Origin of the sequence: Clostridium beijerinckii (assembly GCF_036699995.1) — a bacterium.
In the GTDB taxonomy this organism is placed as follows: Bacteria; Bacillota; Clostridia; order Clostridiales; family Clostridiaceae; genus Clostridium; species Clostridium helianthi.
In genome coordinates this window covers 1,189,620-1,202,832 of sequence record NZ_CP144906.1, presented here as the reverse complement: position 1 = coordinate 1,202,832, position 13,213 = coordinate 1,189,620, and the positions used below count along the sequence as shown (strand labels likewise).

Here is a 13,213-nt window from a genome sequence, read left to right as displayed (position 1 = left end):
GTGGACATTTTTTCAAATGTGAAAAGTTCTTGATTGCGCTTCGTGCTCTTATTATAGATGAAATGATCTCAATTGTGCTTCGCACTTTTTTTATAGGTGAAAAGATCTTAATTGCACTTCGTGCTCTTTTTATAGGTGAAAAGATCTTAATTGCACTTCGTGCTCTTTTTATAGGTGCGTACTTTTTTTCAAATGTGTGGAATTTTTTTTTGGATAGTGCTAAAATAGATGTTATTAAATAATAATAATAAACAATGGCAATAAGCCTTATAGATTTGGAGGAATATAAAAATGGGGAAAAAAGCTGATATAGACTGGGGTAAATTAGGATTTGATTACATAAAAACAGATCTTCGTTATATTTCAGTTTGGAAAGATGGAAAATGGGATGAAGGAAAACTTGTTGAAGACAATATGCTTAGTATAAGTGAAGCTTCTACAGTTATTCATTATGGCCAAAGTTGTTTTGAAGGGCTCAAGGCATATACAACAAAAGAAGGCAAAATTCAATTATTTAGACCTGACTTAAATGCAGATCGTATGAATGAAAGCTGTGACAAACTTCTTATGCCACATATTCCAAAAGAAAAATTTATCGATGCAGTTAAACAAGTTGTAAAAGCAAATGAAAAATATGTACCTCCTTATGGAAGTGGTGCAACTCTATATATTAGACCATATTTAATGGGAGTTGGTAACAACATTGGTGTTAAACCTGCTCCAGAGTATATTTTCGGTGTATTTTGTATACCAGTAGGCCCTTATTTTAAAGATGGTGTATCTCCTTGCAATTATATAGTTTTAGATGACTTTGATAGAGCCGCTCCTCATGGTACTGGCGGAAATAAAGTTGGTGGTAACTATGCAGCTTCATTACAAGCTCATGCTGAAGCTGTAAAAAAAGGATTTGCTGATTGTATTTACCTAGATCCAGCTACTCATACAAAGATCGAAGAAATAGGTGCTGCAAACTTCTTTGGAATAACTAAAAATGATGAATTTGTTACTCCTAAATCACCATCTATTTTACCTAGTATAACAAAAAGATCTCTTCTTTACATTGCTGAACATTATTTAAAGATGCCTGTTTATGAAAGAGAAGTATTTATTGATGAAATAGATCAATTTAAAGAAGCTGGTGCTTGCGGTACTGCTGCAGTAATAACTCCTATTGGTGGAATTCAACATAACGATAAATTGCATGTATTCTTTAGCGAAACTGAAGTTGGTCCTATAACTCAAAAATTATATGACTTACTTTTAGGAATTCAACTTGGTGATGTTGAAGCTCCAGAAGGCTGGATATACGAAGTAGAATAATATTTATAAAATAAAGTTAAAAAAATAGTATGAACTTAGCCAAAAATAAGTTCATACTATTTTTTTATACTCTAATTAAGTTCCATTTTATTAAAATAACTCCCTATAGATAAACAATATATAACTTAGACTTATGCACTAATCCACCGAAAGTAGAAACATTGTTATTTCACAGGACTATGAAAATTTCGCTGAAAGTTCTAAATTGCAGGTTGCACCACTAATGCTTGCTCCCAATTTTATTGTGACAAGCATTAGTTGAACAACCTACAATTAAGATCTTTTAACAGCTCATTTTCAAATGCCTGCTAGATAAAAATGTTTCTGCTTTCTAGTTTAGATATATTTCAAAGTATAAGTAAGCAATAATTGTGTTATCTATAAATCTTCTAAAAGGTTTAATTGATTAAACTTTATCTTAAACTGTCAGTTATTTTAAACTAAATAACTTTATAAAGAATGAATCATATAATTCACATATATATGTCACATCTGTCAATTGAGATTGAACCTTTTATTCTTTAAGTTCATAATACTGAACATAAACTTGTTATTCCCGCATATATTTTACTCTTTCGTTATATTATATTAATCAAATAAATATACATTATATTATAGAATATTTAGTAAACTTTTCTAGTAAATATACGAATATATAAGTAATATATTGATACTAATATTGAAGCTGAATTTATAATTTTAGGGAGGGGATATTATATGAGTGATAACAGAATAATTTCTAGAAGTGAATATATTGTGGCTAGTGTATCTGGTGCTGCTATTGATAATAAAATAATAAAGAGGCCTTATACTAACCCTAGAAATCCTTCCAATAAAAAACAAAACAATGCTAAATCTTTTGATAATACTTTGCATTCATCAGCTTCACAATCATCAAATGACAGCCAAGCGTCTTTTTCCAATGAATTAGAAAATATGGCAAGATTGAAAAGTGAAGAAAATTCTAGGTTGGTTCAGGCAAAATTCAATAATAAAATAAAAGATTCTGAAACTAGCGATAAGAATCCCGCTCAAACTGAATTGCATAACAAACTTGCTCAAGCTATGGATGTTGAGGTGGATGTATCCACTATATATAAAAAAGTACAATTGCTAAATTCATTAAAAAATGAATCTAATAACTAATAAGAGGTTGCCAAAACATATGGTTTTGGGCAACCTTCTTTTATCCAAAGTTTACACTGCTGCTAGTCTATGTAAATTACTATACTCTCCTTGTTTCTCCATTAATTCTTCATGAGTTCCTGCTTCTATTATGCCTGTTTTTCCAAGTACAACAATTTCATCTGCATTCTTAATGGTAGACAATCTATGTGCAACTACTATGGTTGTCCTTCCAGCGCATAACTTTTCTAGTGATTCTTGAATTATGCGTTCTGTTGCATTATCTAATGCTGATGTTGCCTCATCCAAAATTAATATTGGAGGATTCTTAAGAAAAACTCTTGCAATGGAAATACGCTGCTTTTGCCCACCAGATAATTTAACACCTCTTTCACCAATGTAAGTATCATATCCTTCAGGTAATGTATTTATAAATTCATGAATATTAGCCATCTTAGCAGCTCTTAGTAATTCTTCTTCAGTTGCATCTGTCTTTCCAAACAGTATATTATCTCTTATAGTTCCTGTAAATAAGAAAACTTCTTGCTGAACTATTCCTATATTCTCTCTAAGCGAATCTAATTTAACATCATAAATACTCTTATTATCTATTAAAATATCTCCACTATCAACTTCATAAAATCTTGGTATAAGATTACAAAATGTTGTTTTACCTCCACCAGAAGCTCCTACTAACGCCAACATCTTTCCTTTATTTATCTTAATAGAAATACTTTTTAAAACTTCTTTTCCTTCATAACTAAAATTAACATCTTTAAATTCTATTTCCCCTTGAACATTTTCAAGTTCAGTTGCATTTGCTTTATCTTTTTCTTTATCTTGACTCATTATTTCTATATATCTTTGGAAACCTGTAATTCCATTTTGAAATTGCTCCATAAAATCAATAAGTTTCTTTATTGGGGTCATAAAGATTTTTATAAACAGCATATATGCCATAAAATCCCCAATGTTTATAAGTCCAATAAGTGTAAATATTCCTCCTCCTATTAAACCTACGTAACTTAGCACGTCCATTCCAAATCCTGCACCGGAAGAATATTCCGCCATTACTTTGTATGCTCTTTCTCTGGCATTAATGAACTTTTTATTTCCTTTTTCAAATTTTTCTTCTTCAGCTTCATGGCTTACAAATGCTTTTGATATTTTTATTCCTGAAATACTATTTTCAAGATTTGCATTGACTGCTCCTGTTTCTACTTTAGTTTCAAGAAAAGCTTTATTCATCTTCTTTCTCTCATACAAGGTAAACAATACTATAAATGGTATGAATGCAAATATTAAAACTGTAAGAGGTATATTGATTGTACACAATATTATAAATGAACCTATAAGCATAACTATTGATATAAATAAATCTTCTGGCCCATGATGAGCAAGCTCTGAAATATCCATTAAGTCATTAATAATTCTAGACATTATATCCCCTGTTTTATTATTATCAAAAAAACTATTAGGTAATTTTTGAAGATGCTTAAATATATGTCTTCTCATATCCCCCTGCATTCTAACACCTACAACATGTCCCCAATACTGCATGAAGTAACCACATGCAGCCTTGATTCCAAAAATTATAAGTAATGCTATGGCAAATACAATAATTGTCCTTACATCTTTATTAGGAATCGATTCATTTACTAGATCCCTTGTCATAACTGGATATACTAAATCGCATAAAGATGCGATAAGTGCTACTACTAAATCTAAAATAAATAGTAATTTATATGGTTTATAAAATGAAATAAATTTTCTTATCATTTAAAATCTCCTTCCTCTAATGAATAAAATTCATATAGCTTGTATATACTTTAATATAATACATAATTTCCCAATTGTAAGGTGGTGAATAACTTTTATGAAAAAGCTATTTTATTTTGTAAGCTTCTGCTTAGCAATTCTATTGCCTTTATTCTCATTAAATATCATAGCAAGTAAATCTGATCCAGATTATTTTTTTCCATTAATCTTTATTTGCTTGGGTCTTTGTGATACATTGCTTGGCATTAATTTATTAAATGCAAATAAAAAATTTTTGGGTATTTCCAGTTTTGTAATAGCAAGTTTCTTATTCGTTTTAGTTGGAAGCAAAATTTGTATATATAATTAGAAATGTGTACTAGTAGTGCATCCCTACTATATAACTTTTATATTATATTTAAAATTTCTTCCTTACATTTATCTAAATTATCACTGAATGTTCCTGCTATTTTAACTGGTCTATTGTTAAATACTATTATATTCCCTCGGAAATATATAGCTTCATCTAGATCATGAGTAACCAATATAACCATTCTTTTTTCTTTGTCTAATAAATTTTTAAATTCATCAATTATGACATATTTCAACTTATAATCTAAAGATTTAAAAGGCTCATCCATTAAAATGACCTTTGATGGCTTTCCAAATGCTCTTGCTATATTAACTCTTTGTCTCATTCCTCCGCTAAGTGCATTTGGATATTTGTTTTTTGTATCGTAAATTCCAACTAAATTTAATACTTCATCAATTCTATTCTCTAAATCAGAATCCTTGAAATACCTTTTTAATGCAATTTCCAAGTTTTCTTTAACAGTAAGCCACTCAATTAACCTATCTTCCTGGAATATATAGCTTATATGACTTAATGAAACGCCGCTTATGTCTCCACTTTGAGCATCCATTAGACCTGCTATAATGTCTAATAGAGTACTCTTTCCACACCCAGATTTTCCTATTATACAATTTATCTTATCGTCGTAAAAATCTATGTTGAAATTTTCAAAAATTTTCTCAGTTCCATATGACTTATTTAGATTTTTAATACTTATATTCATTTGGACCACCTATATGTTCTCTTCCTTAACAACTTATTTAGAAACTCTAAAACTAGAGATACAATGACAATAATTACAATCCATGCAAAAATCCCTGGAGTATTAAAATTAACTTTTTCTACCTGTATCTGTGATCCTATCCCAAACTTTGGCTGACCGTATACTTCTCCTGCAATTACAACTTTAAAAGTCAATGAAAATGTTGATACAAAGATGCTCATGAAATAAAATTTCATAGTTGGAATATAGATCTTTTTGATCTTGTTTTTTAGACTCACTTCATATATCTTCGTCATATCGATTATTTTTTTATCTATTTGCAAAAGGTTATTTCGTATACCTTCATAAAGGATTGGAAAAATGATAGCAAATCCCGCAACAAATGGTGTACTATCCTTATCAAACCATACTAATGAAAGAACTACTAACACCATGGTTGGAATTGTCTTACTAAATGAATTTACAGGTTCCATTAAATACTTGAAAAATGGATACACTATTGCGAGCACCCCTAAAATCATTGAAAAAATCAAAGCTAATACATAACTAGTCATAGTCCTGTAAAAACTGCTGAAAATGATCTTTAACGAATCTTTATCACTAAAAATATTCTTAATAGCTTCTAACACTTGTTCTAATCTCGGGACATATATGTCATTATTTATTATTAATGCAATTAGCTGCCATATTCCTATGAAAAATATACATGATAGTAAAGTATAGAATCTACTTTTCCATGAATATTTCATCATTTGGTATACTTCCTCCTATTGTTTTTGGATCAAATTCATTTAATTTTTTAAAATAAGTTTCATATTCTTTATAACAATCCTTTATTCCTACGTATTTTATATTTGACCTATCAATAGCTTTTACTACTATTGGCTTCTTTGCCGAAACTCCTATTTCTTCGCAATAATCTCCAACAGTTTCTTTATTATTATATATCCACTCTTCTGAATCTTTAACTTGCTTCAAAAGTTCTGAAACAAATTCCTTATCATTTTCTAACAATTCCTTCTTAACTATAATTGTTGATTGAGGATATCCATATTGAGAGTCGTTTAATTTTTTCCATTCTTCATTTAAATTTAGCATTACATTAAACTTATCATTTTTACTCTGAACTGTTGATAAAGCCGGTTCTGGAATTACTGCATATTCTGACTTTCCAGATAAAATTATTGGTGCAAGCTCATTTACTGTATTCACATAGCTAAAGTTAATTTCTTTATCTACATCAATACCTTTTTCTTTAAGTATTGTTCTTGCAATTATATCAGGCGTTAATCCCTTCCCAATATTGTAAACTTCTTTTCCTTTTAAATCTTCAACACTTTGATTTTGATTAGTTGTGCCTATATAAAACGATCCAAATCCAACTGTTCCTGCTATTTTATATTCCTTGTTCTTATTAAACACAGTTGCCGCCACGTTTGAAGGAACAATTGCAATATCCGGCTCACTCTTCATAACGCTTGTAACTAAGCTGTCAGAGTTTTGCTCTATGGTATAATTAACATCATATCCAGATTTAATTTCTGGTTTTTCTTTTATAAGTTTAGCTACTGCTATAGCTGTAAGCCCATCTGGTGTTACAAAGCTAATATCTTTTGTTGATTTCTTATTATCTTCAGATTTGCTTTGATTTGAGCTACTGCCACAACCTGCAAATGTAAAAGCACATAATATCATGATTAAAAATAATGATACCTTTTTCTTCATTCTAATTCCCCCTAAAATATTAATATCTAAATTTAAGAATTAAATCAAAATACTTAATAGTAATATTAATTAATTGATATTCACTATTAATTATAATAACATATTAAAATTAAAATACCAAATCTGCATAAATCATTTTAATGCAGATTAAAAACGACAAAAGAACATGTAAAATAATTATTAAACATGTTCTAATATATTTCTATTTATAAAAAATATACATTTATATACTTACTGAAATTAGATTTCCACATTCCCATCTTGATTGAACGATTAATTTAATAGCCTTGTAAATGTGAATATGTTATTGCAACACGTATATCATTTATTATCTATATATATCAACAATCATCCCTTGAATTTCATCAATTGTTGACGCTATATTTATATTATCTTTTTCATCAGAAAGGAGTGCTTTTGTTAATTCTTCAAGTTTCCCATCAACAGTATCAACCGTTACGAAATACTGAGTCTGCCAAAAGCTAATATCTTTTTTAGTCTCATACATGAACTTTAGTATTGATTCTAAATATTCTTTTATCATCTTCTTGTACATAACTACATCAACATAAGTCTTAGTAGTTACAAGCCTGTTACCTCTTTTTTTTATATCATCTATCATTTTTTTGAGCTGTTCTTCTGACTTTTTATGCCTTTCCTGACTAAAACTTTGAGAAAAATCTTTTTTTTCAGAAATAATTTTTCTCTCGGAAGTTACAGTCCCTCTTCGCACTCTACCAATCTCCATGTATATTCAATCCTTTCCTAACTCAAAAATAAAGTTTATCTAAAAGTTTAAAACTCTAAAAATAGCTAATTACGCTCTATTGTATATATGTTGCAATTCACATTTCACAATTACAGATAAAATTCTTGCAATGTCTTTAAAATGATTATGAAGAATTATTTTTGCAATATATATAATTAATTATATCAAAATCCAGTTATTTTCTCTACTTAATATTTGATTTTGATATGTATATTTCATTTTTTCCCATGTATATAAATTCATTAAACCTCTAATATATATATGTATATACTAAATTATGAATGGAGTGATGTTATCCATGTGGTTTGATGCACCTTCACAAGAAGTTCTGCAAAAATTAAATGTTAATCCTGATGTTGGGCTTTCCGAATCAGAGGCAAAAGAGCGCCTTGAAAAATATGGAGAAAACAAATTAGCTTCTCAAAGTAAAAAGAGCCTTTGGCAGCTATTCTTATCCCAAATAAACGATGTTATGATTTATATACTTTTAGTTGCAGCAATTATTTCTGCATTTATGCACGAATATAGTGATACAATCGTCATACTGCTTGTAATTTTAATAAATGCTTTAATAGGAGTTTTTCAAGAATCTAAGGCAGAAAAATCTCTCGAAGCATTAAAAAAACTATCTACTCCAAAAGCCATAGTTAAAAGAGATGGTATTATAAAAGAAATACCTTCTGAAGAGGTTGTTGTAGGCGACATTATTATACTAGATGCTGGAAGGTATCTCCCTGCTGATTTACGATTAATTGAAAGTGCTAATCTAAAAATAGATGAATCAGCATTTACTGGTGAATCTGTCCCTGCTGAAAAAGATAGCAGTGTCATCCTTACAAATAGCAACATTCCTATAGGTGATATGATAAATATGGCATTTATGTCTACTCTAGTGACTTACGGCCGCGGGACTGGTGTTGTTGTAAATACTGGAATGAATACACAAATAGGAAAAATAGCTGATATGCTAAATAAAGAGGAAGACAATACTACTCCATTGCAGCGAAGACTTGCATCTCTTGGAAAAACTTTAGGCTTTGGAGCTGTAGGTATTTGTATATTGATCTTTGTCATATCAATGTTTCAAGGACGAGATTGGTTCGAAATGCTTTTAACAGCTATAAGCTTAGCTGTTGCTGCAATTCCTGAGGGCCTTCCAGCAATTGTTGCAATAGTACTAGCAATGGGTGTACAGCGAATGATAAAACAAAATTCTATAGTAAAAAAACTTCCAGCCGTTGAAACTTTAGGATCTGTCAATATAATATGCTCTGACAAAACTGGAACTTTAACTTTAAATGTAATGACAATAAAAAAATGCTGTATTAATAATAAACTTGTATCTATTGATAATTGCGATCTGGGTGATAATGATACCAAATTGTTGTTTGAAGGAATGATTTTGTGCAACGATGCTACTTCAAAAGATGGTAGTAAAACAGGGGATCCTACTGAAATAGCTTTACTAGATGCGGGAATTAAATATGACTTATATAAAGAAGATTTAAGCATAGATCACTCAAGAGTTGATGAAATTCCTTTTGACTCCGATAGAAAACTCATGACTACTGTAAATAAATACGATTCACATTTTAAAGTTTTCACCAAAGGAGCTATTGATAATTTACTCAAACTTTCAAATAAAATCTTATTAAATGGAGAAATAATTGATTTTACACAAGAAAAAAAGGATGAAATACTAAAGATATCTAATCTAATGTCTGACGAAGCTTTACGGGTCCTCGGTTTAAGCTATAAGGATATAAAGGATGAAAGTGTCAGCATAGATTCCCTTGAAAAAGATTTAGTTTTTGTAGGATTAATGGGAATGATAGATCCTCCTAGAGAGGAAGTTAAGCCATCAATTGCTTTATGCAAACAAGCTGGAATAACTCCTATTATGATAACTGGAGATCATAAAAACACTGCTTTTGCGATTGCCAGCGAACTTGGAATTGCAAATAATATAAATGAGTGCATGACTGGTGCCGAAATTGATAGCTATAGCGATGAAGAATTTAATAAAATAGTTAACAATTATAAAGTATTTGCTAGAGTTTCTCCAGAAAATAAGGTTAAGATTGTAAAAGCATTTAAGTTCCATGGGAACATTGTATCTATGACCGGCGATGGCGTTAACGATGCCCCATCTTTAAAGGCTGCTGATATAGGTGTTGCTATGGGTATCACGGGGACTGATGTCGCTAAAGGTGCTGCTGATATGATCCTAACTGACGACAACTTTACTACAATAGTAAAAGCTGTAGAGGAAGGAAGAAATATTTATGCAAATATAAGAAAAGCTATAATATTCTTATTATCCTGTAACTTGGGTGAAATAGTTTCTTTATTTGTGGCAATACTATTAAATTTTGATACACCATTATTACCAATTCATATTTTATGGGTGAATTTAATAACAGACAGTTTTCCTGCCCTTTCTCTTGGTATAGATCCAAAGGATTCAAGCGTAATGGAGCATCCTCCTAGAAATCCAAAAGAATCACTTTTTGCAGAACACATGGGTTTATTTCTAGCTTTAAATGGTGTGCTAATTGGCGGTGTAACATTAGTTGCCTTTCTCCTTGGTGAACATCTATATATGAGTTCTCTAGTTCATGCTCAAACTTTAGCTTTTGTGGTTTTAAGTTTCTCCCAATTATTTTTTTCACTTTCAATGCGAAGCAGGGAAAAATCTCTTTTAAAGGTTGGAGTATTCACAAACAAGTATCTCCTATTATCAATTTTACTTGGTATGTGTATCCAATTTTTAATAATTATAATTCCATTCTTCGCTGATGTATTTAATGTATTTATTTTAAGTGCCAGAGACTGGCTTCTAGTAATATGTATCTCTTTAATACCATTCTTGCTTAATGAAATATTTAAGTTAATTAAATATCATAGATAGGTATATGACAATTAAAATATTACATTTATTACAATATTTTAATGATCATTTTTTATGAATATTGACAAACTTTTTTTATCTTTTGAATTATAGTTGAAACAAGGTAATATCTATAGTACAATCTATCATATAAAAGGGATTTAGGAGGTATTAAAATGATAATAAAATGTATAGATAATGATCTTTGTTCAACTTTAACTTTAAATAAGGAATATATGGTCATAGAAGAAGCACCTGAATATTATGTAATTATTGATGATAAAAATGATGAAACAACTTGCAGAAAATCAAGATTTGAAATTATTCAAGATGGTGGTTTAACTAAGAAAGCTAAAGCTACTATTACAGAACTAACTTACCAATTGGAAAATGATTTTAAAGACATAAAACAATTTTCAATCAGAAAAAACTCAAAAGGTGAAATTAAAGAAATATCTGTAAAATTTAAATATATATAAAAAAAAGTTCTGCCATTTGGCAGAACTTTTTTTAATGCACAATTAAGAATTAAATTTTTAGATATATATATTTTTAAAACTCCAAAGGAGTTTTCCACATAATTGTGAAATGCGAATTGTGAATTGAAAATTAAATTAGTAGATTAACATTGTATTCTTCGAGCCAAATATTTACTTGAATTAAGAAAGCAAGCAATTGTGGTCCAGTCATTAGCTGCCCATACCATGGAGCTTTATATGATTCCCCTTTTGTTAATATTATCTCTCTAACTACATTTTCATCAATAATCTCATGAATTGGCGAAGATTTTTTATCCAAAATCTCAGTTATCATCTTACATACAATGTCTGTATAAACTGGATTATGTGTCTTAGGATATGGACTCTTCTTTCTATATATAATATCATTTGGCAATATTCCTTCAAAGGCTGCTCTTAGCAATCCTTTTTCTCTGCCTTTATATAATTTTACATCAGCTGGTAAGTTGAAAGCATAATCAACCAATCTAATATCTGCAAATGGAACCCTTGCTTCTAGGCCATTATACATACTAGTCCTATCTTTTCTTGTAAGAAGCTGAACCATGAACCATTTTAGATTTAAATATGACACTTCCCTCATCCTATAATCTCTCTTACTCTCCCCATCAAGATGAGGTACTTTACTTAGAGATTTTTCATATTGTGTTCTAACTAATTCTTCTAGCGGCATATTTTTTAATTTCTTATTAACTATAGCCTTTCTATCATTAACAAATCTTGACCATGGGAATGTATCTAAATAGAACATTTCATCCCTTGTAAACCAAGGATATCCTCCAAAGATTTCATCAGCACACTCCCCTGTAAGTCCAACTACAAAGTCCTTGCGAATTTCTTTACAAAATAGAAGCATTGATGAATCGATATCTGCCATACCTGGTAAGTCTCTTGATATTACAGCATCTCTTAATGCAGCTGCTAAATCTGAATGATTCAAAACTACTTTTCTATGATTACTATTTATAAATTTTGCCATTTCTTCTGACCAGTATTCATCTGATGTCGGTTGAAATAATGACGCTTTAAAATACTTTTCATTGTCTTCATAATTAATCGCATAAGTAGTAAGCTTCTTTCCCTGTTTTCTAAATTCCTCAGCAGCTATTGCTGATATAATTGAAGAATCTAGCCCTCCTGATAGGAATGTACAAACAGGTACATCTCCAACTAATTGTCTCTTTACTGCATCTATTAATAATTCTCTCGCATGAACTATTGCTTCTTCTGCTGTTTCATGAAATTCTTTTGCTTCAACTGTCCAATATTCCCACTTTTTAATGTTTCCATCACCTGAAACTAATAAACAGTTGGCTGGTGCGATTTCTTTTATATTCTTAAATACTCCGCTTCCTGGTATTGTCGCAGGTCCAAGTCCAAATATTTCAGTTAACCCTTCCATATCAATTTCTCTTTTAACTCTTGGATCTGCTAAAAGAGTTTTTATCTCAGAACCAAAAACAAGGGTATTATCATGAACAGTATAGAATAATGGCTTAACCCCCATTTGATCTCTAGCTAAAAAAACTTCTCTTTTATCTTCATCAAAAACTCCAAATGCAAATATACCTATAAGCTTATTTACGCAGTCCTTCCCCCAACAAATATACGATGTAAGCAATACTTCAGTATCTGAATAAGAATCAAAAGTAAATCCTTTAGCCTTTAATTCTTTTCTTAAATCCTCAGTATTATATAGCTCACCATTATAAACTAATGTGTATTTTTTACCCTCAAATATTTTAGTCATAGGTTGCAATCCACCTTCTGGATCTACAACTATAAGCCTTCTATGGCCTAATAAAACATTTGGAGATATATAATATCCTTTTGCATCAGGTCCCCTCTTCTCCAAAGTCTTTATCATATTATTTAATATATCTTTATCTTGTACTATATTCTTTTTAAAATTTACTAATCCAGCAATTCCGCACATTCATTTCACCTTCTAATAGTATTGATACTATTAAAATATGCACCTTTAAAAAAAGTGCGACAGCACATTAAGATCTTTACACATTTATAAAAAGTG

Annotated in this window: 11 protein-coding genes; 5 read left to right on the top strand and 6 right to left on the bottom strand. The window is 30.0% G+C overall.

Annotation, left to right across the window (positions count from 1 at the left end):
• Positions 1-291: 291 nt before the first annotated feature.
• Positions 292-1,320 (top strand): branched-chain amino acid aminotransferase, encoded by a 1,029-nt coding sequence (locus PZA12_RS05575; RefSeq protein ID WP_011968386.1) that lies wholly within the window; start codon positions 292-294, stop codon positions 1,318-1,320.
• A 717-nt stretch (positions 1,321-2,037) separates the two neighbouring features.
• Complete coding sequence (locus PZA12_RS05570) at positions 2,038-2,466, top strand: hypothetical protein (protein ID WP_103697866.1); 429 nt, start codon at positions 2,038-2,040, stop codon at positions 2,464-2,466.
• A gap of 51 nt (positions 2,467-2,517) precedes the next feature.
• Here PZA12_RS05570 and PZA12_RS05565 read toward each other — a convergent pair whose 3' ends face one another.
• Positions 2,518-4,224 carry an ABC transporter ATP-binding protein gene (locus tag PZA12_RS05565; protein WP_103697867.1) on the bottom strand — a complete coding sequence of 569 codons (1,707 nt, stop codon included), beginning with the start codon at positions 4,222-4,224 and terminating at the stop codon, positions 2,518-2,520.
• Between the two features lie 97 nt (positions 4,225-4,321).
• On the opposite strand from PZA12_RS05565, the gene PZA12_RS05560 reads away from it, so the two are divergent.
• On the top strand, positions 4,322-4,573 hold the full coding sequence (locus PZA12_RS05560; RefSeq protein ID WP_017212760.1) for a hypothetical protein: 252 nt from the start codon (positions 4,322-4,324) through the stop codon (positions 4,571-4,573).
• A gap of 37 nt (positions 4,574-4,610) precedes the next feature.
• Here PZA12_RS05560 and PZA12_RS05555 read toward each other — a convergent pair whose 3' ends face one another.
• The 4 genes from PZA12_RS05555 to PZA12_RS05540 form a co-directional block, all read right to left on the bottom strand.
• Positions 4,611-5,279, bottom strand: coding sequence for an ATP-binding cassette domain-containing protein (locus tag PZA12_RS05555; protein ID WP_103697868.1), 669 nt, complete (start codon positions 5,277-5,279; stop codon positions 4,611-4,613).
• Positions 5,276-6,031, bottom strand: a complete 756-nt coding sequence (locus PZA12_RS05550) for an ABC transporter permease (RefSeq protein ID WP_103697869.1) — start codon at positions 6,029-6,031, stop codon at positions 5,276-5,278. Before PZA12_RS05550 ends, PZA12_RS05555 begins: the two co-directional genes overlap by 4 nt.
• Positions 6,006-7,004 carry an ABC transporter substrate-binding protein gene (locus tag PZA12_RS05545; protein ID WP_103697870.1) on the bottom strand — a complete coding sequence of 333 codons (999 nt, stop codon included), beginning with the start codon at positions 7,002-7,004 and terminating at the stop codon, positions 6,006-6,008. The genes PZA12_RS05550 and PZA12_RS05545 overlap by 26 nt, the downstream gene beginning before the upstream one ends.
• A gap of 328 nt (positions 7,005-7,332) precedes the next feature.
• Positions 7,333-7,752 carry a YaaR family protein gene (locus tag PZA12_RS05540; protein ID WP_011968380.1) on the bottom strand — a complete coding sequence of 140 codons (420 nt, stop codon included), beginning with the start codon at positions 7,750-7,752 and terminating at the stop codon, positions 7,333-7,335.
• A gap of 319 nt (positions 7,753-8,071) precedes the next feature.
• Between PZA12_RS05540 and PZA12_RS05535 the strand changes: the two genes are divergently transcribed.
• Both PZA12_RS05535 and PZA12_RS05530 read left to right on the top strand, forming a co-directional pair.
• Positions 8,072-10,684, top strand: coding sequence for a calcium-translocating P-type ATPase, PMCA-type (locus PZA12_RS05535; protein WP_103697871.1), 2,613 nt, complete (start codon positions 8,072-8,074; stop codon positions 10,682-10,684).
• Positions 10,685-10,839: 155 nt separating this feature from the next.
• Positions 10,840-11,142 carry a hypothetical protein gene (locus PZA12_RS05530; RefSeq protein WP_103697872.1) on the top strand — a complete coding sequence of 101 codons (303 nt, stop codon included), beginning with the start codon at positions 10,840-10,842 and terminating at the stop codon, positions 11,140-11,142.
• A 130-nt stretch (positions 11,143-11,272) separates the two neighbouring features.
• Here the strand turns inward: PZA12_RS05530 and asnB are convergent, their stop codons facing one another.
• On the bottom strand, positions 11,273-13,117 hold the full coding sequence (gene asnB / locus PZA12_RS05525; protein ID WP_103697873.1) for an asparagine synthase (glutamine-hydrolyzing): 1,845 nt from the start codon (positions 13,115-13,117) through the stop codon (positions 11,273-11,275).
• Between the last annotated feature and the right edge of the window lie 96 nt (positions 13,118-13,213).